Source organism: Arthrobacter crusticola (assembly GCF_004357995.1).
In the GTDB taxonomy this organism is placed as follows: Bacteria; Actinomycetota; Actinomycetes; order Actinomycetales; family Micrococcaceae; genus Arthrobacter_D; species Arthrobacter_D crusticola.
Map to the genome: position 1 here is coordinate 190,368 of NZ_SMTK01000002.1, position 23,810 is coordinate 214,177.

Consider the following 23,810-nt stretch of genomic DNA (forward strand, 5'->3'; position numbering starts at 1 on the left):
GTCTAGCTTTCCTTTCGGGGGCTCCGGGCGAGGAATGAATCGGCGATCTCGTCGAAGGTGTGCCAGCTGACACCCTCGTGGGAGTTGAAGTGCTGGATGAGGCGCTCGAGCATGAGCAGGACCTGCGGGCGGCCCGAGACGTCGGGGTGGATGGTCATGGTGAAGACCGCTTCGTCCATTTCGGCGTAGACCCAGTCGAACTGGTCGCGCCACATCTCCTCGAGGTGGCGGGGGTTCACAAACCCGTGGGAGTTGGGTGCGGCCTTGATGAACATCATCGGCGGGAGATCGTCGAGGTACCAGTTGGCCGGAATCTCGACGAGGTCCGTCTCCTTCCCCCGGACAAGGGGTTCCATCCAGGTGTCGGCGGGCTGGCCGTAGTCGATCTTCTTCCAGCTGTCGCCGACGCGGATGTAGTAGGGCTCAAAGTCGTTGTGCATCAGGGAGTGGTCGTACTTGATGCCCCGGTCCAGCAGGATCTCATTGGTGACCGGGGAAAACTCCCACCAGGGGGCGACGTAGCCGGTGGGCCGGCGCCCCGAGACCTTCTCGATCAATTCGATGGAGCGGTCGAGGATCGCCGTCTCCTGCTCACGGGTCATGGCGATCGGGTTTTCGTGGGAGTAGCCATGGACGCCGATCTCGGAGCCTGCGTCGACGACCATCTGGGTCAGTTCGGGAAAGGTCTCGATTGAATGGCCGGGCATGAACCAGGTGGAGGGAAGGCTGTGTTTCTCGAAGAGCCGCACAAGCCTCGGCCCGCCGACCTCGCCGCTGAAGAGCCCGCGGGAGATGTCACAGGGCGAGTCCTCGCCCCCGTAGGATCCGAGCATGCCAGCGACGGCGTCGACGTCCACGCCGAATGCGAGTTGGATGTTCTTGGTCATGGGTCAACCTTTCGACGGAGCGGATAACGGGGGACGGCCAGCTGCTGCATGCGGCACGAGGGTTCCGCGACGGGAGAACTGCTCGGCGATCCGGGATGGCGGCATTCCGAGCGTGAGGAGCAGTTGGAGCAGGATCCGGGCCTGCGACGGGCGCAGCAGCCCCGAGGGAATCGCCCCCGCGGAGTGGAGGTCCCTGCCGCCTCCGCCGCCATAGACCTGCATGATCGGCCCGGCATGGACGCGGGTGCTGACGACGACGACGACGCCGTCCGCCGTGGCGTCCGCCACGGCCGCACAGATGGCGGGATTCGCATTGCCGTTCCCGGTTCCCTGCAGCACGATCCCCCGCGCGCCGGCCGCGAGGGCCGCCCGCAGAAGGGCGGCGTCCGCGTCAGGGTGGGAGGTGACGACGTCGACCCGGGCGGGTTCCGTCCCCGACGGCGGCAGGGGGAGCGGCTCGTAGACCGGCGGGACGGGCCGCAGCTCGACCTGCCCGGCCTCGCTCACGGTGCCCGCAGGTTCGAGGTCCGGCGTGCTGAAGGCATGCGCATTAACAGTGTGCGTCTTCCGTACGCCGGCGGCCCGGAAGACGTTCCCCGCGAAGGCTACGAGCACGCCCTGCCCTGTTGCGGCGGGTGAGGCGGCGACGGCGAGGGCGCCGCGCAGGTTGCCCGGGCCGTCCGGGTGGTCGTGGTCCGCCGTGTGCTGTGCTCCGGTGAAGACCACGGGACGCGGATCGTCCTGGGTGAGGTGCGCGAGGTAGGCGGTCTCCTCGGTCGTGTCGGTCCCGTGGGTCACGACGATCCCGAGCACGGAGGGGTCGGCGAGGGTGTCTTCAATGGCGGTGCAGATGGTGAGCAGATCGGGGAAGGTCAGCCGGTAGGAGCCCTTCGTCATGACATCGACCACCCGCACGGGGACGGCCCCGTCTCCGGCGCTGGAGAGCAACGCGTCCCCGGTGTCCGCTGCCAGGGCGGCACCGCCGGCGGCATCCGAGCTGCGCGAGGCGATGGTGCCGCCGGTGGCCAGCAGCGCCACATGCGGGGCATTGGGGGTGTTCATTTCACCTCCGGGGTTCCGGTGATGGCGGGGGAGGAGGGTGCAGGAATTCGGGTGCCGGGGTTCAGGTGCTGGCATCCGTTGCGAGCTGTCCGCGGTGCACTGTGTGCAGTTCGCCGCTGACAGGGACGGGGAAACGGGGGCTCGGGAGCGTGGTGCTCGGGAGCGGCGATCGGCGGGTGCCGAATCGGTCGACCGGCGGCGGTCCTGGGACCGGGGCCGGTGGCCGTCACGAATGCTACGAAGCGGAAAGCGGAGGCGGAACGGCAATCGGGGCTGCGGAACGATCCGGCATCAGGATATGTGCCGGTCCCTCTCCGCAATTACCCAATCGTTTGGGTGGCGTGGAAATTACCCTAAAATGTGATCTGGGTCTCGTCAACCGAAATGTCTCCAACAGGTTCATGCTTGAAAGATCGAACTCAACGGGGGAGGAACAGGATGCGCGCAGAGGGAACAGGCCGACAACCGATCACCTTGAAGGACCTGGCCGCTGAACTTGGGATCCACCCCTCGACAGTGTCGCGGGTGCTTCACTCGACCTCTGAAATTGCCCGCGGAGCGGCGTCGTCGGCCACCGCCGAACGGGTCCGGAAACTCGCCCGGGAACGCGGCTACTCGCCCGACCCCGGTGCCGCAAGCCTGCGCACCCGCCGGACGAAGGCCTTCGGGGTGATCGTGCCCCGGCTCTCCGACCTGGTCCTGGCCACCATGTACGAGGGGGTGGAGGAGGCTGCTGCCGAAGCCCGCTACTCCACGTTCGTGATGAACTCCCACGACAACCCCGAGGAGCAGCGCCGCAAGGCCGAGACCATGCTGGCACGCAGGGTGGACGGACTGATCCTCGGTGACATCCACGCCGACAGCGAGCTGGTCCACGAACTCTCGGCACGGCATATCCCCTTTGTGCTGATGAACCGCAGATACCCGGGATTTCCGTCCTCGACCTGCGATGACAACCTCGGAGGGAAACTCGTTGCCGACCACCTTTGGGACACCGGCCACCGGTCGGTGGCCGTGATCGCCGGCGAGCCCTACGCCAGCACCGCGGTCGACCGCACGGCCGGCTTCCGGCAGCGCTGGCGCGAACTGGGCGGGGAGTTCTCCGACGCGGACGTCGTCTGGTCCCGCTTCGACACCGAGGGCGGCCGCGAAGCCGCCGAAACCCTCCTGGCCCGCCGCGGCAGGATTCCCACCGCCGTCTTTGCGGTGAACGACTTCGCAGCCATCGGCGCCATGGGCGCCATCCGCTCCCATGGGCTGACCGTGGGGCAGGACATAGCCGTCGTCGGATTCAATGACACCTCCTTGGCTGCCCAGCTTCCCATCCCGCTGTCCTCGGTGCGCTCGCCGATGCTCGAAATCGGACGGAGGGCCGTCGAACTGCTGCGCCGGGTGATTGCCGGTGAGCAGGTTGAGCCCCTCCGCCTGACGCCCGAACTTTTCGTGCGGGAGAGCAGCGCAGCCACGGCTGCGGTGGCCTCCCGCAACGCGCTCGCCGGGTAGGGCGGGGTGGACCGGCCCCCGGGGCTCACCCCCAGATGCGCGAACGCGCCTCCCGCAACGCGCTCGCCGGGTAGGGCGGGGCGGACGCGACCCGGGGGGGCTCACCCCCAGATGCGTGAACGCGCCTCCCTGCCCTCGGCCCGTGCCGTCAGCGCCTCCTCAAGGGTCACGGCCCGGAACGAGGTCTTCGTGCCGGGCGCGCTGCGCGCCAGCAGGTCCATATCGGCGCTGATCACCGTGGCAACCATGGCATAGCCGCCGCCGGAGACGGCGTCGCGGTGCAGCACGATCGGCTCCTTGCCGCCCGGGATCTGGATCGAGCCCACCGCGTACCCGGCGTCGACGATGTTCGACGGATCGGATCCCGCACCGAATGGCTGGGTGCGCGGCTTCCAGGCGATGTCGGGTCCGGAGTACCTCAGCCCGGTGCGGTCCGCGACCGGCGTCAGGGTCCAGGTGGCGCTCAGCAGGGTATCGAGTCCTTCCTCCGTGAGGCGGTGGTCGTAGAGTCCGGGCAGCACCCGGACGGTGACCTCCTTATCGAAGGAGGGCCGCAGCGCCTCCTCAAACTCGGTTCGTTCCGACCCGCCGGTCCCCACATCGATTGCCGTCCCGACGGGCAGCGTGTCTCCGGCCTTCAGTGCCCTGCCTTCGAAGCCCCCCACCGCCCCGAGGGTGTAGGTTGAGCGGCTGCCCAGGACCACCGGAACGTCGATCCCGCCGCTCACGGCCACGTAGTACCGGGTCCCGCCGCGCAGCATGCCGAAGGAGACCTCGTCGCCTGCGGCAAGTTCGAGCCGGGACCACTGCGGGCGCGGTTCTCCGTTGACCTTGACGTCGACGGGGGCGCCGGCGACGGCGATCACCGCGTCGGCGTCGGTGGTGAATTTCGGGCCCAGGTAGGTGCATTCGAGGACCGCCTCGGCGGCGGTGTTGCCTGCCAGCGCGTTGGCCATCTCGGCCGACAGCGAGTCCATCGCGCCGCCCTGCGGGATACCGACGTTGTAGTAACCGGGCCTTCCCTGGTCCTGCACCGTCGTCGCGAGTCCGGGTTCGAGGATGTTAATTGCCATGAAGGCGCTCCAGAAGGTCCTTGTTATAGGCGGCGGGGTCATCGAGTGCCCGCTGGAGGTCAAAGACCACCGGCGCCTGGCGGTAGGTGTAGGTGCCGGCGTCGACCTGCGCCTGGATCTCGCGGTACTCCGCCTCCTCCACGGGCCTGAACTTCACGATGTCGCCGGGGCGGAAGAAGATCATAAAGTCCCGGAAGTCCGCGAGGCGCTGGGCGGGGTCGAAGATCGGCGCCGCCGCGATGCCGAACATCTGGTACCCACCGGCGCCCCGCACTGAGTAGATGCAGGCGAAGCAGCCCCCGTGGCCCACCGTCAGCGCCGGGGTGTCGGTGCGCGGGCTCAGGTACTTGGGCACCTCCAGCTGATCCTTCTGCGGCACGATCTGGAACATGAAGGGCAGCCCCGCGACGAACCCGACCATCGAGACGAGCCAGGGCGATTCGTGGTGGCGGCGGATGAACTCGGCGGGGGAGGCCAACCCGTTCTCCTCGGCGGCGAAGTCGAGATCGGTTCCCTCGGGGCGCTGGTGCCCCTTGCGGAAACGCGCGCCGGTCTCCCGGGTGTACGGGTCGTCGTACCAGACCGGCACCTCGATAATGCGGGTGTCGAGGGTCTGGTGGCTCGAGTGCGCCACCTCGTCTTCGACGCCGCGGACCTCGGCCTCAAGCCGGTCCGGAGGGAGGATATCCGGGTTGAAGCGGAGAAGCAGCGACGCGTTCGCCGGACAGATGTCGGTCACCCCGGGCAGGGAGCGCGCCGTCAGGAGTGCCGCCATCGCGTTCGCCTTATAGTTCGCCGCAAGGCTCATGGCCTCGGCGATCTCAACGAACAGGAACTCGTCCCCGCCCCAGGTGTAGCGGGCGTCGGTCCGTTGGACCGCGGTGTCGGTCATGAGGTCACTCCCAGCAGGTCGGGCGTCGATTCGATGAACTTGGTCGAGTGGACGATGTCGCGCACTTCGCTGCGGGCAAGCACCGCCTGCAGCAGGGGCAGCGTGGTCTTCACTCCTTCGATGCGCACCTCGCCGAGGGCCCGGAGCGAACGAACGATGGTGTCCTCCCTGCGCGAGTCCCACACAATGAGCTTGGCCAGCAGCGAGTCGTAGAACGGGGCGACGACGGAGCCGGTGACGACCCCGGAGTCCACCCGGATGCCCGGGCCGCCGGGCCAGTCGAGGCGGGACAGCGTACCCGGGCTCGGCAGGAAGTTGCTCGCCGGGTCCTCGGCGTTCACCCGGAACTCGAAGGCGTGGCCGGTGAAGGTGACGTCCTGCTGGGACAGGCGGAGCACACCGTCGCGCGCCACGAGGATCTGCTCGCGGACAAGATCGAGGCCGGTGATCATCTCGGTGACGGGGTGCTCGACCTGCAGCCGGGTGTTCATCTCGATGAAGGCCGCCTCGTGCGACACCGGGTCGTAGAGGAATTCGACGGTGCCAAGACCCCGGTAGGAGCACAGTTTCCCGAGTTCGATGGAGGACGAAAGGATCTTGGTCCGCACCGGTTCGGGCAGACCCGGGGCGGGTGCCTCCTCGACGACCTTCTGCTGGCGCCGCTGCAGGGAGCAGTCGCGGTCGCCAAGGTGGATCACGTGTTCGCCGTCTCCAAGGATCTGCACCTCAACGTGCCGGGCGGCGGAAACGAACTGCTCGAGGTACACCGACGGATCACCAAAGGCGCCCTGGGCCTCCGCCCGGGCCATGGCCAGGGTTGACTCGAGTTCCTCCGGAGCTGTGACGAGGCGGATTCCGCGTCCGCCGCCGCCGGCCGAGGCTTTCACCACCAGCGGGTAGCCGACTTCGGCGGCGATGGCGGCGGCGTCATCGTCCGGGGAGAGGCTGCCGTGGCTGCCGCGGAAGGTGGGAACGCCGGCGTCCTCCGCTGCCTGGCGGGCGCGGGACTTGTCGCCCATGAGTTCGATGGCGCCGGCGTCGGGGCCGATCCAGGTCATTCCGGCGTCGGCGACGGCGCGGGCAAACGCAGCGTTTTCGGAGAGGAAGCCGTAGCCGGGGTGGACGGCGTCGCACCCGGTGGCCGTGGCGGCACCGAGCACCGCCTCGGTGTTGAGGTAGCTCTTGCCGGCCGCGGCGGGGCCGATCACCTCGACCTCGTCGGCGAGTTCTGCGGCGTAGGAGGTGGCGTCGGGCTCACTCGCGGCGAGCACAGTGCGCAGGCCCAGCTCGCGGGCGGTGCGGATGATGCGCACGGCGATCTCGCCTCTATTGGCGATGAGGAGCTTGGAGAAGGTCATGACTCGGCCACCACGGCAATCACGTCCCCCGGGTTCACGGCGCCGGCGTCTTCGACGGCGAACCGTTCGAGGGTACCGCTGACCTCGCTGCGGACCTCGGAGAACTGCTTCATGATCTCGACCATGCCGATGGCCTGGCCGGCCTCGATGCGGTCCCCCTCGGAGGCGAAGGGCTCCTTGTCCGGGGCGGGTTTCCGGTAGAAGATGCCCGGGAGTGGGGAAAGAATGTCAGCCATGGTGCGCGTCCTTCCAAGGGGGGATGGGATATTCAGGCGGTGGCGGGCTCCTGCGGGCGGCCGGCGTCGGAGAGCACCTCGCGCACTGCGGCCGCGACCTCCGGTGAGTTGGGGGCGTCGGAGTGAACGCAGATGCTCGTAAAGTCGATGCGCAGCAGCGTCCCGTCCGAGGCCTCGACGAGGCCGTCGTCGAGCACCCTGCGGACGCGCTCGGCGGCCTTCACCGGGTCGGTGAGCTCGGGTCTGCGTTGGATGAGCAGCTGGCCCTCGGGGCCGTAGTTGAGGTCAACGTAGAGCTCGCCGACGAATTCGATGCCGAGGCTCTCGCACACCACCTGGTGCTGGGTGCCCGCCAGGCCATAGAAGGGCACCCCGTAGAGGGCGGCGACCTTGCCGGCGGCCTGCATGAGGTGGTGGTCGCGGGCGAGCATGCCGTAGAGGGAACCGTGGGGCTTGATGTGGTGAAGGTCGACGCCCTCCCGCCGGAGGAAGGCCGAGAGCGCGCCCACCTGGTAGAGCATCAGGTGTTCGACCTCGTTGGGGGTCAGCTTCATTTCGCGCCGGCCGAAGCCGGCGAGGTCGGGCAGGCCGGGGTGCGCCCCGATGCCGAGGTCCCGGCAGGCGGCGGCGGAGACGGTGTCGGCCATGGCGTCCGGATCGCCCGAGTGGAAGCCGCACGCGACGTTGATTGAGTCGACGAGTTCCATCAGGGCCAGGTCGTTGCCGAAGGAGTGAAGGCCGAGCGACTCACCCATGTCGGAGTTAATGGTGGGCGTCATTGCCTGAGTGACGCCGGATTGTGCATCAGTCATGCGCCCAACGCTAGACCCGTAGTCGACCCGGTGTCAGGGGGTGGAGGGGCTTTGAAAAATCGGTGAGGATGTGCTGTTTCAGCGCCGGGTCACCCTACGGTCTGGAAGCAGTCCCTTGACCGCCCCGGCGGTGAAGTGGACGCCGAACCGGCCCAGGGCTCCGAGTCGCAGGGGGACCGACGCCGCGGTGGCCCGAATCGAGGCAAGGCACCGAAGCGCCTGCGGCGTCGGGGTGCGGAGGAGCCCCCGTAGCGCGGTGCCATCGGGAGCGGTCAGCTCGAAGCGTGTCGTGGTGAAGTCGTACCAGAGAGCGCGCGGGGTGCCCGGCCGCTGGGCCTTGGCGCCCCGCAGCTGCAGGTCGACGTGATCGTCGCTGGAGAAGGAGAGTGAGTATTCGACGGCGGCGCCGGCGTCGTCGGGAAACAACGCAAGCGTCCCGGTGACCGGCCTGGCGGTGGCGAACCCGTCGACGTCGATTGTGCCCTCGACGTCCAGCCGGTGGTGCGGGTCGGTGCGGAACGCCTCCCATCCGGGCATCGAGGCGCGGAGCACCAGGCGCACCGCGGCCTGGCGGAAGGGCAGTTCGAGCCAGCCGGAGAGCTGCTCGGTGAAGCTGACACTGTCCGTTGGGCTTATCTCGCGCATGCCTGCTCTTTCAGCCATGGCTTCATCTTGGGGCATTTCGCCGGTTTTTACATCAGGTATTCCTAGCCGGAACCAGCGACCCGGCAGTGGCAGGTGCGGGGTCCGGCGGTGAAGTTCCAGCCCGAGCGGGTCCGCTGTCCGGATTGCCGACCCCGAACGGGACGACCTGCCCTGACAGGCTGATCGGAGGGTTCCCCTGACCCGTGGAAAGACTGACCCGCGGAATAACACCGGCCCTGCCTGCGCTATACGCGCCGCTGCAGGCGCACCAACCGCTGCAACACCCACGGGCTTCACCGCTGTATCCGCAGCAGCGCGGCCCGTAGGCCTCCCCCCACCACAGATCGGAACCAGACCTTGACGACCCTTTGGGGCCCCACCACCGTCGGCAACATCGAACTGAGCCACCGCCTGGCCCTGGCACCCATGACCCGCAGCCGGGCCAACGCCGACGGCACTCCAGGCGAACTCGCCGCCGAGTACTACGCCCAGCGCGCCTCGCTGGGATTGCTCATCACCGAGGCCACGCAGCCCTCGGATGACGGCCAGGGGTACATGTTCAGCCCCGGTATCTACACCGATGACCAGGTCGAGGGCTGGAAGGCGGTGACCTCGGCCGTCCACGAGGCCGGTGCCTCCCTGTTCATCCAGATCATGCACGTCGGCCGGATGTCGCATCCGGACAACACGCCGCATCACCGCACCCCGGTGGCGCCCTCGGCCATCGCCCCGGGAGAGAAGATGTACACCCCCACCGGCCCGCAGGACGTTCCCGTCCCGCGTGCCCTGACCACAGAGGAGATCAAGGCCACGGTCCAGGACTTCCGGAAGGCTGCCGCGGCCGCCATCCGGGCCGGAGCCGACGGCGTGGAACTCCACGGCGCCAACGGATACCTGCTGCAGCAGTTCTTTGCCCCGAATGCCAATGAGCGCACCGATGAGTACGGCGGCTCCATCGAAAACCGGGTTCGCTTCGCCCTGGAGGTCACCCGGGCCGTCGTCGAGGAGATCGGCGCCGAGCGCACCGGGATCCGCCTCTCGCCGGGCCTGACCCTTGGCGGCCTTGAGGAGGGCCCCGAGTCGGGGCAGCTTTACCGCCACCTCATCCGGGAACTGGCTCAGTTCGACCTCGCCTACGTGCACCTGGTTCACACCGGTGACGAGGAACTACTCCGCGACATCAGGGCGGCCTGGCCCAATACCCTGATGGTGCATCGCCCCGGACGGGCCCGGCAGGACGTGGCAGTGGACGTCGAGGCCGGCCTGGCCGATATTGCCCCCATCGGGACATGGGCCCTGGCCAACCCCGACGTCGTCGAGCGCCTGAAGACCGGCGCCGAGTTCAATGAGGGTGACCCGGCGACCTTCTACGGCGGCGGCGCCGAAGGTTACACCGACTACCCCGTGCTGGAACCGGCTGGCAAGTAAGGCCGGCGCTCCGGCGCAGTAGGACACTCAGAGGGGTGGAGGGGCTTCGGCCTTCTCCACCCCTCGGCGCGTCAGGAGTGGACTGCCTGCGATCCCCGGTCCTGGTCGGTCGCCCGTGCGGGGCTCGCGGAAACTTAGCCGTGCAGGGTGGGCCGGTAATGGAGTTCCTGGGTCCGCCCGTCGAGGGTCCGATGCTCCACCAGGTCCAAATCGAAGTCCTCCGCACCCTCGAAGATCGGCTCGAGACCGGTCCGACCGGTGATGACGGGGAAGATCGTCACCTGGAGGCGGTCCACAAGGCCGGCGGCCATCAGCGCTCGGTTCATCGAGAGGCTGCCATGTGCGCGGAGTGGCACCTCCGACTGCTCCTTGAGCCGGGCGATGACATCGACGGCGTCCCCGCCTGCCACCGTCGCATCCGGCCAGTCGAGGGGCCCCTGAAGCGTCGTCGAGACCACCGTTGCAGGCAGGTTCACCATCCGGGTGACCCAGGGATCCCGCACCTCGGATTCCTCACTGCTCGAGGCAAGCATCTCCACGAAAAGCCTGAACGTTGTACCCCCGAAGACCATCCGTTGCGGCTGGTCATACAACGCGAGGCGGTGTTCGAGCAGCTCCGGGCCCTGCTTGCCCCAGTATCCCGTCCAGTCGCCGCCGGCGGCGGCGTAGCCGTCGAGGCTGGAGAAGATGTCCCAGGTATAGGTCGCGGTCATGATGCTTCCTTCCGGTTGGTGATGCGTACCGGCCGGGCGGTCGCCGCCGGTCGACTCAGGTCATCAGCCAGCGCCACCACCGCGACGGTCCAGCTGTGGGCGCCGGGCCCGGCTCGGGTTCCGGTTCCTCGCCCAGCGCCCGCGCGGCCTCGGCGAGATCGTCCTCGGTGAGGGTCATGACGTCCTCCCGGTCCAGCGCGTCGAGGCTCCGGTCCTCATCGAGTGAGAGCCTTAGGGCCTGCCGGTTGAGCGCCTGCTCGAACAGGGTGCGGGCAAAGCGCGCATTGCCGGAGTCCTCGCCGGAGTGAAGGCCCGCGAGGATGCGGCGCAGCATCTGCTGGGCGCCCGGCTCGAGCAGGTACTCGTGCTGGGCCAGCATCTGGCCGAAGATCGCCACGAGTGCGTCGACCGAGTAATCGGGGAAGGTGATCTCGCGCGCGAACCGGGACCGCAGGCCGGGGTTCGAGAGCAGGAACATTTCCATCAGCCGCGGATAACCGGCCACGATCACCACCAGGCGGTGGCGGTGGTCCTCCATCCGCTTCAGCAGGACCTCAATCGCCTCGGGCCCGAAGTCCATCCGGTGATCCTCGGGGGCCAGGGCGTAGGCCTCATCGATGAACAGGACGCCATCCAGCGCCCGCCGAATCACCCGGTCGGTCTTGAGTGCGGTTTCGCCGACATACTGTCCGACCAGGCCGGAACGGTCGACCTCCACCAGGTGGCCCTTCTGCAGCAGGCCGACTGCCCGGTACATCTCGGCCAGGAGCCGCGCCACGGTGGTCTTGCCCGTGCCCGGGTTTCCCAGGAATACGAGGTGCTGCGAGGTGGCCACCTCCGGCAGGCCGTGCGCCTTGCGGCGGGCCTGTACCTGGAGCAGTGCGACAAGTGCCCGCACCTGTTCCTTCACTGTGTCCAGCCCGATCAGCGCGTCGAGCTCGGCCTGCAGTTCGGAGAGCGGGCGGGCCGGCCCGAGCTTGGGGCCGAACATCTCACCCATCCGGTCATCGACCCGGTCTCCGCCCGGCAGTTTGATCTGCTCGGCCAGGTGGCCGATCGTTTCGCGCAGTTCCTCAAGCGGATTGCGGCTGGCAGCCATGCTTCTCTCCTGGAGCGGTGGTGGCGCGATGAGCGTACGCAGGATCCCCGGCGGCGGTTACTGTCGGGTTCGTCTCACTGTAGTACCGGGATCCGGCGGGGTGCTGGCTATTTGTTGGCGTCGATCCGGTAAAGGATCTCGTCGACGACGCGCTCGACGGGTGCGGTGGCATCGATGACGACGCCGTTCTTCGGGACGTCGTCCTGCATCGCATGCCACCGCACGATGCGTTCGCGCTCGACGGGTTTCCCGCCGCCCCACTCCTGGTCCGGCCGCTCGTCGAGGCGCCGGTTCAGGGTGTCCAGGTCCACCTGAAGGACGAACACGCCGTCGAACCGATCGATGAACTTCGGGAAGTTCCGTGACCCACCGCAGAAGAAGGTCACCGGAGAATCCTGGTTGGCGGTCAGAGCCATCACCTTGTCCACCCGCCAGATGTGGTGCTCGTGTGCTGAGCCGCCGGTGGGTTCACCGGTCTCCGGATCGCCCTGGTACGCCAGCTCGCGGTCGCCGTGGATCGCCTGGTAGCCCCGCCGCTGCAGTTCGTCGCAGACCGACGTCTTGCCGGTGCCGGAAAGACCCTCGATCAGGTAGTTTCGGACGCCCATCGCTCGAGGATACCCGTCGTCTTCTCTCCGGTGTCTCCGCCCGCGTCGAGGGTTCCCGGAGGTCCTTCCAGGCTACGCAGGACTGTTGACACGCTTGGTGTGCCCGGGGTTACAGTGACGGGAAAGTACAGTTCCGCTTTGCAGAAACATCGAATCAAGTCGATTCCGTCGATGGTCAAGGGTGTTCAGCGCTGCAGCGGAGAAACCAGAAAGCTGACACCCATGCGCCTCGACGACTTCAACGCCGCTTCCGCCACCGACGCCGTGAAACTGCTGCGTCCCTGCCTCGACATTCCGCGCTGGATTGACGAGATCGTGCGGGCGCGTCCCTTTGGCTCGCTTTCCGCCCTGACTTCGTTCGCCGCGGCCGCGGCACCTGACCTGTCGGAGGACGAACTCGACGGCGCCCTGGCGCACCACCCGCGGATCGGGGAACGTCCCGCCGGCGAATCGACGGAGGCGGGGCTGTCGCGGCAGGAACAGTCAGGACTCGACGGGGCCGGGGACACCGCGGACCGGATCGCTGCCGGGAACCGCGCCTACGAGGAAAAATTCGGGCGCGTCTTCCTGATCCGGGCCGCCGGGCGGTCGGCCGAGGACATCCTCGCGAACCTTCAGGAACGCCTCGGCCACACCCGCGAGGAGGAGCTCCCCGTCGTCGCCGGCCAGCTGCGGGAGATTGCCCTCCTCCGGCTGAAGGGAACGGTCACCCCGTGAGCTCCGTCAGCACGCACGTCCTCGACACCGGAACGGGCCGGCCCGCCGCAGGCATGGCGGCCCGGCTCCTGCGACGCGCCGACGAGACCTGGGAGCAGGTGGGGCAGGGGACCACCGACGCCGACGGCCGCATCAAGGACTTCGGCCCCAAGGACCTCGGCCCCGCCGTCCTGCCCGGGGGCACCTACCGGATCGAGTTCGACACCGGAGCGTATTTCGCCGGTTTGGGAGTCGAGTCCTTCTTCCCCGAAGTAGCCCTAACCTTTACGCTGGCGAGTGCCTCCGAGCACTACCACGTCCCCCTGCTCCTGAGCCCTTTCGCTTATTCGACCTATCGAGGGAGCTGACCATGACGAACGAGGGCGACACCGACCAGCCGGGCACGCAGCCCGGCACACCCTCCGAGGGGACGGGCCGCATCGTGCTGGGCCGCAACCGGTACGGGAAGGCGGAGGTCCGGCTCGTCCGGATCACCCGGGACACCGCCCGCCACAACATCGAGGACCTCAACGTCACCTCGCAGCTCCACGGGGACTTCGAACGTGCCCATACGGAAGGCGACAACTCGCACGTCGTCGCCACCGACACCCAGAAAAACACCATCTACGCCTTCGCGCGGGACGGCATCGGAACCCCCGAGGCGTTCCTGATGCGCCTCGGTGAGCACTTCACCTCAAGCTTCAACTGGGTGACCGGCGGCCGCTGGACGGCCGAGCAGTATTTCTGGGAGCGGATCCACGACCACGACCACTCCTTCAGCCGGAACAAATCGGAAACACGCACCGCAGTGCTGGTGGTGGAGGGCGGACGGAAGGCTCTCGTCGCCGGAATCTCCGGCCTCACCGTGCTGAAGTCGACGGGATCGGAGTTCCACGGGTTCCCGCGCGACCGCTATACGACCCTGCCCGAGACGACCGACCGCATCCTCGCGACCGATGTGACGGCCCGCTGGCGGTACACCACCCTCGAGGTGGACTTCAACGCCCTGTATTCGGGCGTGCGCGGGATCCTCCTCGACGCGTTCGCCTCGACCCATTCCCTGGCCTTGCAGCAGACGATGTTCACCATGGGGAAGCAGGTCCTCGAAGCCCATCCCGAGATCGGCGAGATCCGGATGTCACTGCCCAACAACCACCATTTCCTGGTGGACCTCTCTCCCTTCGGCTTGGACAACCCCAATGAGGTGTTCTTCGCAGCGGACCGTCCCTACGGCCTCATCGAGGCGACGGTCCAGCGTGAAGGCGGCACCGGCGAACCGGAGGTATGGGCCTCCATTCCGGGCTTCTGTTGACCGGAATTTGGGTCGTGGAAGGCCCTTTCCGCCGGTTGTATAGTTTTGCTCACACCGCTGAGGAGTGGAAAGCATGGACGCTACGCAGATCACCGTCAACGGCAAGGTCCGCCCCTGCGAAGGGATCTCTCCGCACTTGAGGCTGCTCGACTGGCTGCGGGCCGAAGGGCTGACCGGGGCCAAGGAGGGCTGTGCCGAGGGCGAGTGCGGGGCCTGCGCGGTGCTGGTGGCACGGCCCGACGGCGACGGCCGCACGCGGTGGACTTCGGTGAACGCCTGCCTGCCTCCCGCCCTGGCCTTCGACGGCCAGGAAGTCGTGACGGCCGAAGGCCTCGGCTCAGCGGCCGGCCCCCGGACGGCCGAGGACCTGCACCCGGTGCAACGCGAAATGGCGGACCGCGGTGGCTCCCAATGCGGCTACTGCACCCCGGGCTTCGTCTGCTCCATGGCGGCCGAGTACTACCGCCCGGAGCGGGACGCCACCGGCTCCGGCGAGCGCGTCGAGACCGGCACCGCCGTCGTGGGGGAAGAACACGCGAGCGACCACGAGAGCGGGCCCAACGGCTTCGATCTCTCCTCCCTCAGCGGCAACCTCTGCCGCTGCACCGGGTACCGGCCCATCCGCGACGCCGCCTATGCCCTCGGCGCCCCGGCGGAGGACGACCCGGTGCTGCGCCGCCAGGACCGGCCCGCTCCGGCCGCCCGGCCCACGCGGGCGGCGGCGGGCGGCTCCCGGTTCATCCGCCCCGACAGCATGGAGGAGCTCCTCGGCCTGCTCGAGCAGAACCCGGACGCCCAGGTGCTCGCCGGCGCGACGGATGCCGGCGTCGAGGTCAACCTCCGGCACAGCAGGCCGCAGATGGTGCTCGCCGTCGACCGCCTCGACCCGCTTCGGGTCCTCACCCTCGGGACCGACCGGATGGAGATCGGCACCGCGCTCACTCTGTCGGAGGTCGAACGCGGCCTGGCCGGCCGGGTGCCGCTGCTGGACCAGCTCTTCCCCCAGTTCGCCTCCCGCCTGATCCGCAACTCCGCGACGCTCGGCGGCAACCTCGCCACCGGCTCACCCATCGGCGACACCGCGCCCGCCCTGCTGGCCCTCGACGCCTCGGTGGTCCTTGCCTCAGCGGGCGGCGAGCGCGAGGTACCACTCGCCGAGTACTTCACTGGGTACCGGCAGAGCGTCCGCAGGCCCGGGGAGCTCCTGCGCGCGGTGCACCTTCCGCTGCCGCTCGCTGAAACCACTGCGTTCTACAAAATCGCCAAGCGGCGCTTCGACGACATTTCCAGCGTCGCCGTAGCCTTCGCCCTGCGGCTCGAGGACGGCGTCATCGCCTCGGCGCGGATCGGCATGAACGGCGTGGCCGCCATGCCCCTGCGGGCCCTGCGTACGGAGGACGCCCTGACGGGACGGCCGTGGACCGAGGAGACCGCCGCCGACGCCGCGGCCGTGATGGAGACCGAGGGCACCCCAATCGATGACCTGCGGGCCACCGCCCGCTACCGCTCGGCGATGCTCGGCCAGTCGGTCCTCCGGTTCTACGCACAGACCACAGCCGCACCCGCCCTGGAGGTGACCCGGTGAAATCCCTCGCCGACCGCCCCGTGAACCCCGTCGTCGGCGTGCCCGTGGCCCACGAAAGCGCCGCGCTCCACGTCACCGGCACCGCCCTCTACACGGATGATCTCCCGATCCGGAACTCTGACGTCCTCCACGCCTGGCCGGTGCAGGCCCCGCACGCCCACGCCCGAGTCACGCAGTTGCGCACCGCACCAGCCCTGAGCGTGCCCGGCGTGGTCCGGGTCCTCACCGGAGCCGACGTGCCCGGGATCAACGATGCCGGGACCAAGCACGACGAACCGCTGTTCCCGAGCGAGGTGATGTACTACGGCCACGCCGTCTGCTGGGTGCTCGCCGAAAATCCCGAGGCCGCCCGCCTCGGCGCGGAGGCCGTCGAGGTGGACTACGAGCCGCTCCCGTCGATCGTCACCCTGGCCGAGGCGATCGAGAAGAAAAGCTTCCAAGGCGACCAGCCCACCGTGGCCCGGGGCGACGCCGGGTCCGCCCTGGCCTCGGCGGCCCACCGCTTCAGCGGGGAGGTGGAGATCGGCGGGCAGGAGCACTTCTACCTCGAGACCCACGCCTCCTTCGTCTACGTCGACGAGAGCGGGCAGGTGTTCGTCCACAGCAGCACCCAGCACCCCACGGAGACCCAGGAAATCGTCGCCCACGTGCTCGGGCTTACCAGTTCCCAGGTGACGGTACAGTGCCTGCGCATGGGTGGCGCCTTCGGCGGCAAGGAGATGCAACCCCACGGCTTCGCCGCCGTCGCCGCCCTGGGTGCCACCCTCACCGGCCGTCCAGTGCGCCTGCGCCTGAACCGGACCCAGGACATCACCCTGACCGGCAAGCGCCACCCCTTCGCCGCCACCTGGGAGGCCGGATTCGACGACTCCGGCAGGCTCGTGGCGCTCCGGGCGACGCTCACCAGCGACGGCGGGTGGAGCCTCGATCTCTCCCAGCCCGTCCTGGCCCGCGCGCTGTGTCATATCGACAACGCCTACTGGATCCCCAATATCGAGGTGCTCGGCCGAATCGCGAAGACGAACAAGACCTCGCAGACGGCCTTCCGCGGATTCGGCGGACCGCAGGGCATGTTCGTCATCGAGGAGGTGATGGGCCGCTGCGCGCCGCTGCTGGGCCTTGAGCCGTCCGAGCTGCGCCGGCGGAACTTCTACATCCCCGGCCAGAGCACCCCGTACGGGCAGCCGGTGAGGCACGCCGAGCGGCTGCACGCCGTCTGGGAACAGCTGCTGGGCAACGCCGACGTCGAGCGCCGCCGCACCGAGATCGCCGAGTTCAACGCCACGCACCGCCACACCCGCCGCGCCCTGGGCATCACACCCGTGAAGTTCGGCATCTCCTTCAACCTCACCGCCTTCAACCAGGCCGGGGCCCTGGTGCACGTGTACAAGGACGGGTCCGTCCTGATCAACCACGGTGGGACGGAGATGGGACAGGGCCTCCACACCAAGATGCGACAGGTCGCGGCCACGGCGCTCGGCGTTCCGCTAGCCTGCATCCGGCTGGCACCGACGCGCACCGACAAGGTCCCCAACACCTCGGCCACGGCCGCGAGCTCCGGGGCGGACCTCAATGGAGCGGCGATCCGCAACGCGTGCGACCAGATACGGGACCGCCTCGCCGAGGTGGCGGCCCGGAAGCTCAACATCCACCCCGACGACGTCCGGTTCGACGACGGCACCGTCACCGGGATCGGTTTCTCCGACGACGGCATTCCCTTCGCCGAGCTCGTGAACGACGCCTACTTCCAGCGGGTGTCCCTGTGGGCTGCGGGCTACTACCGCACCTCGGGGCTGCACTGGGATGCCTCCCGCATGCAGGGCGAGCCTTTCAAGTACTTCACCTACGCCGCGGCGGTGTCGGAGGTCGAGGTCGACGGTTTCACCGGCGCGTACCGCCTGGTGCGCACCGACATCGTGCACGACGTGGGGGACAGCCTCTCGCCGCTGATCGACGTCGGGCAGATCGAGGGCGGGTTCGTTCAGGGCGCGGGGTGGCTCACGCTCGAGGACCTGCGCTGGGACATCTCCGAGGGGCAGCGCCGCGGGCGCCTCGACACCCAGTCGGCGAGCACCTACAAGCTGCCGAGCTTCTCCGAGATGCCCGAGGATTTCCGGGTTCACCTCTTCGAGCGGGCCACCGAGAGCGGTGTCATTTACGGGTCGAAGGCGGTGGGGGAGCCGCCGCTCATGCTCGCGCTCAGCGTGCGGGAGGCGCTGCGCCAGGCAGCCGCGGCCTTCGGCCCCGAGGGGCGCAGCGTCGAACTGGCCAGCCCCGCCACCCCGGAGGCCGTGTACTGGGCCCTCGATCGGGCCCGCACCGCGGCGCGCGAGGCAGCGAAACCGGCCGGGATGCACGCGCCCGTTCCGTCTCCGGTGCGGGCGCAGTGACGTGGACTGGCTGAGCGCCCTTCAGGGCCTCCGTGCGGAGCGTTCACCCGGCGTCCTCGCCACGGTGACCGAGGTGCGCGGCCACGCGCCCCGGGACGCCGGAGCGAAGATGGTCGTGGGCACCGGGGCGACCTGGGACAGCATCGGCGGAGGCAACCTCGAGGCGAGTGTCATCGAGCGGGCGCGGGCGATGCTCGCCGCAGGCACTTCAGTCCCCGAAACCCTCGAGTTCTCCCTGAACGAGCACGCCGCCGCCCGGCACGGGCGGCAGTGCTGCGGTGGGGTGGTCCGGGTCCTCCTCGAACCCTTCCTTCCCCGGCCGACGGTTGCCGTGTTCGGGGTGGGCCATGTCGGGTACGAGCTGGGCCGGATTCTGTCGCGGCTGCCCCTCACCCTGCACCTCATCGACAGCAGGGCCGACCAGGTGGACCCCGGACGGCTCGCGGCCGTCACCGCCGGCACCGCCGACGTCCGGCTCGTGGCCAGCCCCGTGCCCGACACCGTGCTGGGCACCCTGCCGGACGGCTCGCACGTGCTGATTCTGACCCACGACCACGCCGAGGATTTTCTGCTGTGCGATGCGGCGCTGCGCCGCGGAGACCTCGGCAGCGTGGGGCTGATCGGGTCGCGGGCCAAGTGGTCCCGGTTCCGCCGGCGCCTGCGCGCCGAGGGGCACAGCGACGCCGCCATTGACTCGATCAACTGCCCGATCGGCCTGCCGGAGCTGGCGGGCAAGGCTCCCGCCGTCATCGCCATCAGTGTTGCCGCCGAGCTGCTGAAAACCCTCGAACTTGGGGAGGCAGGGGTTTTCGGAGCACCTGAACCGGCGTCCGCTCAGCGGCCCGCTCAACTGTTAGGCTCGGCGGTTCCCGGCCCGCACCCGAGGTAGGCGGTGAAATCCCCGGCAGGAAGAGCGTGATGCCCTGCCCAGTAGGGGATGTGGCCTAGTAGGGGATGCGGTCGGAATGGGCGGCCCAGGCGTCGAAGGGCGCACAGTGGTCGGGGCCTTCCGAGGCTGGAAGCCGGAGCTGGCTCGAGGGCATCGACCGCTCCTCCACGGGAGCCGAGAAGTAGTCGTAGAACACCGCGTCGTCGAAGCCGGCCCGGGCCGCATCGTTGCGGTCCGCGGCATACACCACGCGGTCAACGCGGGCCCACAGGGCGCTGGCGAGGCACATGGGGCAGGGCTCGCAGCTTGAGTAGAGCACGCTCCCGGAGAGATCGAAGGACGCGATGGAGGTGCACGCGGCACGGATGGCCACCACCTCCGCGTGCGCCGTCGGGTCGTTCGTCGCGGTGACCCGGTTGACGCCCGGGAAGACGCCGCCGTCCGGGGTGACGACGACGGCGCCGAAGGGACCGCCGCCGTTGGAGACATTGGCGACGGCGAGGGAGATCGCCTTGCGCAGGTGCTGTTCATCCGGAGTTGCGGTGCTCATGGGAGCCTCCCAAGCGATGGCAGCCTACCCTCCGTGCCACCGATACGGAACGGAACAGGCGGCTCGGACAGACGGCTGCGGGTTGGTATGCAGGTCCACCTGGTGGGTAGCGGTCCTGGAAAGGGCTGCCCGCCGTTGGCTTCGCCCTCGAACTGTAACACCGCGGCGGGGATGCAGCGCTTCCTGATGCTTGTGATTCACCATCGCAGACAATAACGTCCGTACTACGAATGTCAGGGCGTGCTCCGGTGCCGTTTCGGCGGTGGTCCGGCGTCAGCGGCCTTACCAGCGGGACTCGATCTTCCGAGGAGAGCACAGCATGGCCATTGAACTGACCGATCCCTCGCCCGTCGAAGGCGCCGACATCATCCTGACCCCCGAGGCCCTGCAGTTCATTGAGCAGCTTCACCATCACTTCCGGGGACGGCGCGACGAACGGCTCGCTGCCCGCGCCGCCCGCCGGGCGGAGGCCGCCGCCACGGGCCGGCTCGACTTCCTCCCCGAAACCCGGGGGGTGCGCGACGGCGAGTGGAAGGTGGCACCCGCGCCGCCGAACCTGCGGGACCGCCGCGTGGAAATGACCGGGCCGGCTTCGCCCGTGAAGATGGCAATCAACGCGCTCAACTCCGGCGCACAGGTCTGGTTGGCGGACCTCGAGGACGCCAGTGCACCGACCTGGCACAACGTCATCGACTCCCAGCTGAACCTTTACCGGGCGGCCCGCGGGCGGCTCGATTACACCTCACCGGAGGGCAAGGAATACTCGCTGCGGCAGGACGCGCCTCGGGCCGTGGTGGTCACCCGGCCGCGCGGCTGGCACCTGAGCGAGAAGAACGTCCGCATCGACGGCGAGCCGGCCATCGGAGCGCTTGTCGATTTCGGCCTTCACTTCTTCGCCAATGCGAAACAGCTCCTGGATTCGGGCAGCGGCCCCTACTACTACCTGCCGAAGCTTGAGAGCCACCTTGAGGCCCGGCTCTGGAATGACATCTTCGTCTTCGCCCAGGACTACGTCGGGGTGCCGGAGGGTTCGGTGCGGGCGACCGTGCTGATCGAAACGATTCCAGCGGCCTTCGAGATGGAGGAGATCCTCTTTGAGCTCCGCGAGCACGCCTCGGGGCTCAATGCCGGGCGGTGGGACTACCTCTTCAGCATCATCAAATACTTCCGTGACGCCGGGCCGGCCTACCTGCTGCCGGACCGCGCCAGCATCTCCATGACCGCACCCTTCATGCGTGCCTACACCGAACTGCTTGTGAAGACCTGCCACCGCCGCGGCGCCTTCGCCATGGGCGGGATGGCCGCGGTCATTCCGAACCGGCGGGAGCCCGCCGTCACCGAGGAGGCCTTCGCGAAGGTGCGCGCCGACAAGACCCGCGAGGCCGACGACGGGTTCGACGGGTCCTGGGTGGCCCACCCCGACCTGGTTCCGGTCTGCCGGGAGGTGTTCGACGCGGTGCTCGGGGACCGGCCGAACCAGCTCGATCGGCAGCGCGAGGAGGTGAGCGTCACCGCCTCGGACCTGCTCGACATCCCGTCGGCCGGCGGAGCCGTGACCGAGGCGGGGCTGCGGCTCAACCTGTACGTCGCCGTCGCCTACGTCGCCGTGTGGCTCTCGGGCAACGGCGCCGTGGCAATCCACAACCTGATGGAGGATGCCGCGACTGCGGAAATCTCCCGGTCCCAGGTCTGGCAGCAGCTCCGCAACTCGGTGGTCCTCTCCGACACGGGCAAGACCGTCACTCCAGACCTCGTGAAGGCACTGCTCGACGAGGAGGTCGATCGGCTCCGGACCGAGGTCGATACCGAAACCTTCGCCCGCTACTACGAACCGGCCCGGGCGTTGATCGCCGAGATCTGCCTGTCCGAGGAGTACACGGACTTCCTCACCCTGCCGGCCTACGAGCTGGTCCGCTGATGCCCGCCGAGGCTGTCCTCGGCGCCGCCGACTACGCCCTGGTCGACGCGAAGCTGGCCGACACCGATCGGCTGCTGCGGCGCAGCTACCCCGGCGACGACGGCAGCCGGCAGCCTGTCCACACCGTGTACGTGCCGGCGGACCGGATCGAACCGGCGCTGGCCGGCCGCTGGGGCGAAGAGGCGCTCGCCGCCGTAGAAGCCTCCGGCGGGGTGGAGTCGCTGTGCAGGACGGTGGGCCTCCCCGAGAACCTGGTGGCACCGATCGCCGCCAGGGTTAAGGCGAAACTGCTTCGGGAACCCATCGAGGACCTCCGCCTCGACTTCGAGGACGGCTACGGCAGCCGGGGCGACGACGAGGAGGACGCGGCCGCGCTCGATGCGGCGGAACTCCTCGCCCGTGCCGTCGGGGAGGGAACCGCTCCGCCGTTCGCCGGCATTCGGTTCAAGTCCTTCGAGGAACCCACCCGGGCCCGGGGTATCCGCACCCTCGACCTTTTCCTATCCCGGCTGCTGCGGCATGGGAACCTGCCCGACGGGCTCACCCTGACCCTCCCAAAGGTCAGCACCGTGGCCCAGGTTGAGGCGATGGCCTACGTGTGCGGGCGCCTTGAGAAGTCCCACGGCCTGGAGCCGGGCAGGCTGCGCTTCGAGGTGCAGGTGGAAACCCCCCAGCTGATCCTGGGCGCCGACGGCACGGTCCCGGTGGCGCGGCTGCTGCATGCGGGCTCGGGGAGGGTCTCAGGCCTGCATTACGGCACCTACGACTACAGCGCCTCACTGGAGATCGCCGCCGGGCAGCAGGCGATGGACCACCCGGCCGCCGACTACGCGAAGGCCGTGATGCAGGTCGCCGCCGCCGGAACCGGCGTGCGCCTCTCCGACGGTTCGACGAACATCCTGCCCGTGGGTTCCGCCGAAAACGCCGCCGCGGCCTGGACGCTTCACGCCCGCCTGGTCCGCCGCTCGCTGGAGCGGGGCTACTACCAAGGCTGGGACCTCCACCCCGCCCAGCTTCCCACCCGGTTCATCGCCACCTACTCCTTCTACCTTTCGGGTTTCGATGCGGCGGCGTCACGGCTGCGCAACTATGTGCACCGGAGCGAGAGCACCGTCCTTGACGAACCGGCCACCGCCCGGGCGCTGGCGCGGTTCCTCCAGCGCGGGCTCGATTGCGGAGCGCTCGACGGGCAGGACATCGAACAGCGGACCGGCGTCGACCCGGCCCAGCTGGCCCGGCTCGCCCACCCCCGGTCCGCGCACCCTCGACCCGCACCCACCACGGCACCCGGCGCCACACCCGGCGCGAGCCGCCGACCCGAAGGACCTTCATGACGAGTCCCGCCTACTACACGCCGCAGTCCGGCCTCCCACCGCAGACCGACCTCCTCTCCGGGCGTGCGGTGGTCACTGAGGCATACACGGTGATCCCCCGGGGCGTGTTGCGGGACATCGTCACCAGCGTCCTGCCCGAATGGCACGCCACCCGCGCCTGGATCCTCAACCGCCCAGTCGCCGGCGGCGCGACGACGTTCGCCCAGTACCTGATGGAGGTCGCCCCTGGCGGGGGGTCCGACGCGCCGGAACCCCAGCCGGAGGTCGAATCCTTCCTCTTCGTGCTGTCCGGAGCCCTCGAGGTCGCCATCGGCGGTGCGGCCTCTGCCCTCGGACCGGGGGGATTCGCGTACCTTCCACCAGGCGAGCCGTGGTCGGCGGGCAACACCGGGGCCGGCAACGCCACGTTCCAGTGGATCCGCAAGCGCCATCAGCCCCTGCCCGGGCATGTCCCCGCCGTCGTCGTCGGCAATGAACAGGACATCGAGCCGCACGCGATGCCCGGCACCGACAACCGGTGGCGGACCACCCGTATGCTGCCCGTTGATGACCCCGCCTACGACCTTCACGTCAACGTCGTCACCTTTGAGCCTGGCGCTTCAATACCCTTCGCCGAGACCCACGTGATGGAACACGGGCTCTACATCCTCGAAGGCAAGGGGGTGTACCGGCTCAATGACGACTGGGTGGAGGTCGAGGAGGGCGACTACCTGTCCCTGCGGGCCTTCTGCCCGCAGGCCTGCTACGCCGGAGGCCCCGGCAACTTCCGTTACCTGCTCTACAAGGACGTCAACCGCCAGATCGTTCTCTGAGCCCCGGC

Annotated in this window: 23 protein-coding genes; 11 read left to right on the forward strand and 12 right to left on the reverse strand. The window is 68.8% G+C overall.

The window, feature by feature from the left end:
• Positions 1-2: 2 nt before the first annotated feature.
• Positions 3-887 carry a polysaccharide deacetylase family protein gene (locus tag E2F48_RS04895; protein ID WP_133402892.1) on the reverse strand — a complete coding sequence of 295 codons (885 nt, stop codon included), beginning with the start codon at positions 885-887 and terminating at the stop codon, positions 3-5.
• Positions 888-890: 3 nt separating this feature from the next.
• Positions 891-1,949, reverse strand: a complete 1,059-nt coding sequence (locus E2F48_RS04900) for an asparaginase (RefSeq protein ID WP_246018524.1) — start codon at positions 1,947-1,949, stop codon at positions 891-893.
• 438 nt (positions 1,950-2,387) lie between these two features.
• On the opposite strand from E2F48_RS04900, the gene E2F48_RS04905 reads away from it, so the two are divergent.
• Positions 2,388-3,452: a LacI family DNA-binding transcriptional regulator gene (locus tag E2F48_RS04905; protein ID WP_133402893.1), complete on the forward strand. Its 1,065-nt coding sequence runs from the start codon at positions 2,388-2,390 to the stop codon at positions 3,450-3,452.
• 101 nt (positions 3,453-3,553) lie between these two features.
• On the opposite strand, the gene E2F48_RS04910 is transcribed toward E2F48_RS04905, so the two are convergent.
• The 6 genes from E2F48_RS04910 to E2F48_RS04935 form a co-directional block, all read right to left on the reverse strand.
• Positions 3,554-4,525 carry a 5-oxoprolinase subunit C family protein gene (locus tag E2F48_RS04910; protein ID WP_133402894.1) on the reverse strand — a complete coding sequence of 324 codons (972 nt, stop codon included), beginning with the start codon at positions 4,523-4,525 and terminating at the stop codon, positions 3,554-3,556.
• Positions 4,515-5,417, reverse strand: coding sequence for a 5-oxoprolinase subunit B family protein (locus E2F48_RS04915; protein WP_133402895.1), 903 nt, complete (start codon positions 5,415-5,417; stop codon positions 4,515-4,517). The genes E2F48_RS04910 and E2F48_RS04915 overlap by 11 nt, the downstream gene beginning before the upstream one ends.
• A complete protein-coding gene (locus tag E2F48_RS04920) occupies positions 5,414-6,775 on the reverse strand; it encodes an acetyl-CoA carboxylase biotin carboxylase subunit (RefSeq protein WP_133402896.1) in 1,362 nt (453 codons plus the stop codon). The genes E2F48_RS04915 and E2F48_RS04920 overlap by 4 nt, the downstream gene beginning before the upstream one ends.
• A complete protein-coding gene (locus E2F48_RS04925; protein ID WP_133402897.1) occupies positions 6,772-7,011 on the reverse strand; it encodes an acetyl-CoA carboxylase in 240 nt (79 codons plus the stop codon). Before E2F48_RS04925 ends, E2F48_RS04920 begins: the two co-directional genes overlap by 4 nt.
• Before the next feature lie 32 nt (positions 7,012-7,043).
• Positions 7,044-7,823, reverse strand: a complete 780-nt coding sequence (gene pxpA, locus E2F48_RS04930; RefSeq protein WP_246018525.1) for a 5-oxoprolinase subunit PxpA — start codon at positions 7,821-7,823, stop codon at positions 7,044-7,046.
• Between the two features lie 78 nt (positions 7,824-7,901).
• Positions 7,902-8,486 (reverse strand): hypothetical protein, encoded by a 585-nt coding sequence (locus tag E2F48_RS04935; protein WP_133402898.1) that lies wholly within the window; start codon positions 8,484-8,486, stop codon positions 7,902-7,904.
• A 339-nt stretch (positions 8,487-8,825) separates the two neighbouring features.
• On the opposite strand from E2F48_RS04935, the gene E2F48_RS04940 reads away from it, so the two are divergent.
• Positions 8,826-9,896, forward strand: coding sequence for an alkene reductase (locus E2F48_RS04940; protein ID WP_133402899.1), 1,071 nt, complete (start codon positions 8,826-8,828; stop codon positions 9,894-9,896).
• A 134-nt stretch (positions 9,897-10,030) separates the two neighbouring features.
• On the opposite strand, the gene E2F48_RS04945 is transcribed toward E2F48_RS04940, so the two are convergent.
• The 3 genes from E2F48_RS04945 to E2F48_RS04955 all read right to left on the reverse strand — a co-directional run bounded on the left by E2F48_RS04945 (position 10,031) and on the right by E2F48_RS04955 (position 12,316).
• Positions 10,031-10,609 carry a dihydrofolate reductase family protein gene (locus tag E2F48_RS04945; protein ID WP_133402900.1) on the reverse strand — a complete coding sequence of 193 codons (579 nt, stop codon included), beginning with the start codon at positions 10,607-10,609 and terminating at the stop codon, positions 10,031-10,033.
• 55 nt (positions 10,610-10,664) lie between these two features.
• On the reverse strand, positions 10,665-11,708 hold the full coding sequence (locus tag E2F48_RS04950) for an AAA family ATPase (RefSeq protein WP_133402901.1): 1,044 nt from the start codon (positions 11,706-11,708) through the stop codon (positions 10,665-10,667).
• A 107-nt stretch (positions 11,709-11,815) separates the two neighbouring features.
• On the reverse strand, positions 11,816-12,316 hold the full coding sequence (locus tag E2F48_RS04955) for an AAA family ATPase (RefSeq protein ID WP_133402902.1): 501 nt from the start codon (positions 12,314-12,316) through the stop codon (positions 11,816-11,818).
• A 138-nt stretch (positions 12,317-12,454) separates the two neighbouring features.
• Between E2F48_RS04955 and uraD the strand changes: the two genes are divergently transcribed.
• The 6 genes from uraD (at position 12,455) to xdhC (ending at position 19,188) form a co-directional block, all read left to right on the forward strand.
• Entirely contained in the window at positions 12,455-13,033 is a 579-nt protein-coding gene (gene uraD / locus E2F48_RS04960; RefSeq protein WP_342772581.1) for a 2-oxo-4-hydroxy-4-carboxy-5-ureidoimidazoline decarboxylase, read from the forward strand.
• Positions 13,030-13,380, forward strand: a complete 351-nt coding sequence (uraH, locus tag E2F48_RS04965) for a hydroxyisourate hydrolase (RefSeq protein ID WP_133402903.1) — start codon at positions 13,030-13,032, stop codon at positions 13,378-13,380. The genes uraD and uraH overlap by 4 nt, the downstream gene beginning before the upstream one ends.
• A gap of 2 nt (positions 13,381-13,382) precedes the next feature.
• A complete protein-coding gene (gene pucL / locus E2F48_RS04970; protein ID WP_133402904.1) occupies positions 13,383-14,324 on the forward strand; it encodes a factor-independent urate hydroxylase in 942 nt (313 codons plus the stop codon).
• 73 nt (positions 14,325-14,397) lie between these two features.
• Positions 14,398-15,909 carry a xanthine dehydrogenase small subunit gene (locus E2F48_RS04975; protein WP_133402905.1) on the forward strand — a complete coding sequence of 504 codons (1,512 nt, stop codon included), beginning with the start codon at positions 14,398-14,400 and terminating at the stop codon, positions 15,907-15,909.
• Entirely contained in the window at positions 15,906-18,299 is a 2,394-nt protein-coding gene (gene xdhB / locus E2F48_RS04980; protein ID WP_133402906.1) for a xanthine dehydrogenase molybdopterin binding subunit, read from the forward strand. The genes E2F48_RS04975 and xdhB overlap by 4 nt, the downstream gene beginning before the upstream one ends.
• 1 nt (position 18,300) lies before the next feature.
• Positions 18,301-19,188 carry a xanthine dehydrogenase accessory protein XdhC gene (gene xdhC, locus E2F48_RS04985; protein ID WP_133402907.1) on the forward strand — a complete coding sequence of 296 codons (888 nt, stop codon included), beginning with the start codon at positions 18,301-18,303 and terminating at the stop codon, positions 19,186-19,188.
• Between the two features lie 55 nt (positions 19,189-19,243).
• Here the strand turns inward: xdhC and E2F48_RS04990 are convergent, their stop codons facing one another.
• The gene (locus tag E2F48_RS04990) at positions 19,244-19,738 is read right to left on the reverse strand and encodes a nucleoside deaminase (protein WP_133402908.1); all 495 of its coding nucleotides are present in this window, start codon (positions 19,736-19,738) and stop codon (positions 19,244-19,246) included.
• A gap of 319 nt (positions 19,739-20,057) precedes the next feature.
• On the opposite strand from E2F48_RS04990, the gene aceB reads away from it, so the two are divergent.
• From aceB to E2F48_RS05005, 3 genes are read left to right on the forward strand one after another with little or no spacing between them, the layout of a single operon-like run.
• Complete coding sequence (gene aceB / locus E2F48_RS04995; protein ID WP_133402909.1) at positions 20,058-21,656, forward strand: malate synthase A; 1,599 nt, start codon at positions 20,058-20,060, stop codon at positions 21,654-21,656.
• Positions 21,656-22,990, forward strand: coding sequence for a DUF6986 family protein (locus E2F48_RS05000; RefSeq protein ID WP_133402910.1), 1,335 nt, complete (start codon positions 21,656-21,658; stop codon positions 22,988-22,990). The genes aceB and E2F48_RS05000 overlap by 1 nt, the downstream gene beginning before the upstream one ends.
• The gene (locus tag E2F48_RS05005) at positions 22,987-23,802 is read left to right on the forward strand and encodes a bifunctional allantoicase/(S)-ureidoglycine aminohydrolase (protein ID WP_133402911.1); all 816 of its coding nucleotides are present in this window, start codon (positions 22,987-22,989) and stop codon (positions 23,800-23,802) included. The genes E2F48_RS05000 and E2F48_RS05005 overlap by 4 nt, the downstream gene beginning before the upstream one ends.
• Positions 23,803-23,810 lie beyond the last annotated feature (8 nt).

Coding starts and splice junctions, on each gene's coding strand:
- E2F48_RS04895 (WP_133402892.1), bottom strand. CDS start 887: ATGACCAAGAACATCCAACTCGCATTCGGCGTGGACGTCGACGCCGTC.
- E2F48_RS04900 (WP_246018524.1), bottom strand. CDS start 1,949: ATGAACACCCCCAATGCCCCGCATGTGGCGCTGCTGGCCACCGGCGGC.
- E2F48_RS04905 (WP_133402893.1), top strand. CDS start 2,388: ATGCGCGCAGAGGGAACAGGCCGACAACCGATCACCTTGAAGGACCTG.
- E2F48_RS04910 (WP_133402894.1), bottom strand. CDS start 4,525: ATGGCAATTAACATCCTCGAACCCGGACTCGCGACGACGGTGCAGGAC.
- E2F48_RS04915 (WP_133402895.1), bottom strand. CDS start 5,417: ATGACCGACACCGCGGTCCAACGGACCGACGCCCGCTACACCTGGGGC.
- E2F48_RS04920 (WP_133402896.1), bottom strand. CDS start 6,775: ATGACCTTCTCCAAGCTCCTCATCGCCAATAGAGGCGAGATCGCCGTG.
- E2F48_RS04925 (WP_133402897.1), bottom strand. CDS start 7,011: ATGGCTGACATTCTTTCCCCACTCCCGGGCATCTTCTACCGGAAACCC.
- pxpA (WP_246018525.1), bottom strand. CDS start 7,823: ATGACTGATGCACAATCCGGCGTCACTCAGGCAATGACGCCCACCATT.
- E2F48_RS04935 (WP_133402898.1), bottom strand. CDS start 8,486: ATGGCTGAAAGAGCAGGCATGCGCGAGATAAGCCCAACGGACAGTGTC.
- E2F48_RS04945 (WP_133402900.1), bottom strand. CDS start 10,609: ATGACCGCGACCTATACCTGGGACATCTTCTCCAGCCTCGACGGCTAC.
- E2F48_RS04950 (WP_133402901.1), bottom strand. CDS start 11,708: ATGGCTGCCAGCCGCAATCCGCTTGAGGAACTGCGCGAAACGATCGGC.
- E2F48_RS04955 (WP_133402902.1), bottom strand. CDS start 12,316: ATGGGCGTCCGAAACTACCTGATCGAGGGTCTTTCCGGCACCGGCAAG.
- pucL (WP_133402904.1), top strand. CDS start 13,383: ATGACGAACGAGGGCGACACCGACCAGCCGGGCACGCAGCCCGGCACA.
- E2F48_RS04975 (WP_133402905.1), top strand. CDS start 14,398: ATGGACGCTACGCAGATCACCGTCAACGGCAAGGTCCGCCCCTGCGAA.
- E2F48_RS04990 (WP_133402908.1), bottom strand. CDS start 19,738: ATGAGCACCGCAACTCCGGATGAACAGCACCTGCGCAAGGCGATCTCC.
- aceB (WP_133402909.1), top strand. CDS start 20,058: ATGGCCATTGAACTGACCGATCCCTCGCCCGTCGAAGGCGCCGACATC.
- E2F48_RS05000 (WP_133402910.1), top strand. CDS start 21,656: ATGCCCGCCGAGGCTGTCCTCGGCGCCGCCGACTACGCCCTGGTCGAC.
- E2F48_RS05005 (WP_133402911.1), top strand. CDS start 22,987: ATGACGAGTCCCGCCTACTACACGCCGCAGTCCGGCCTCCCACCGCAG.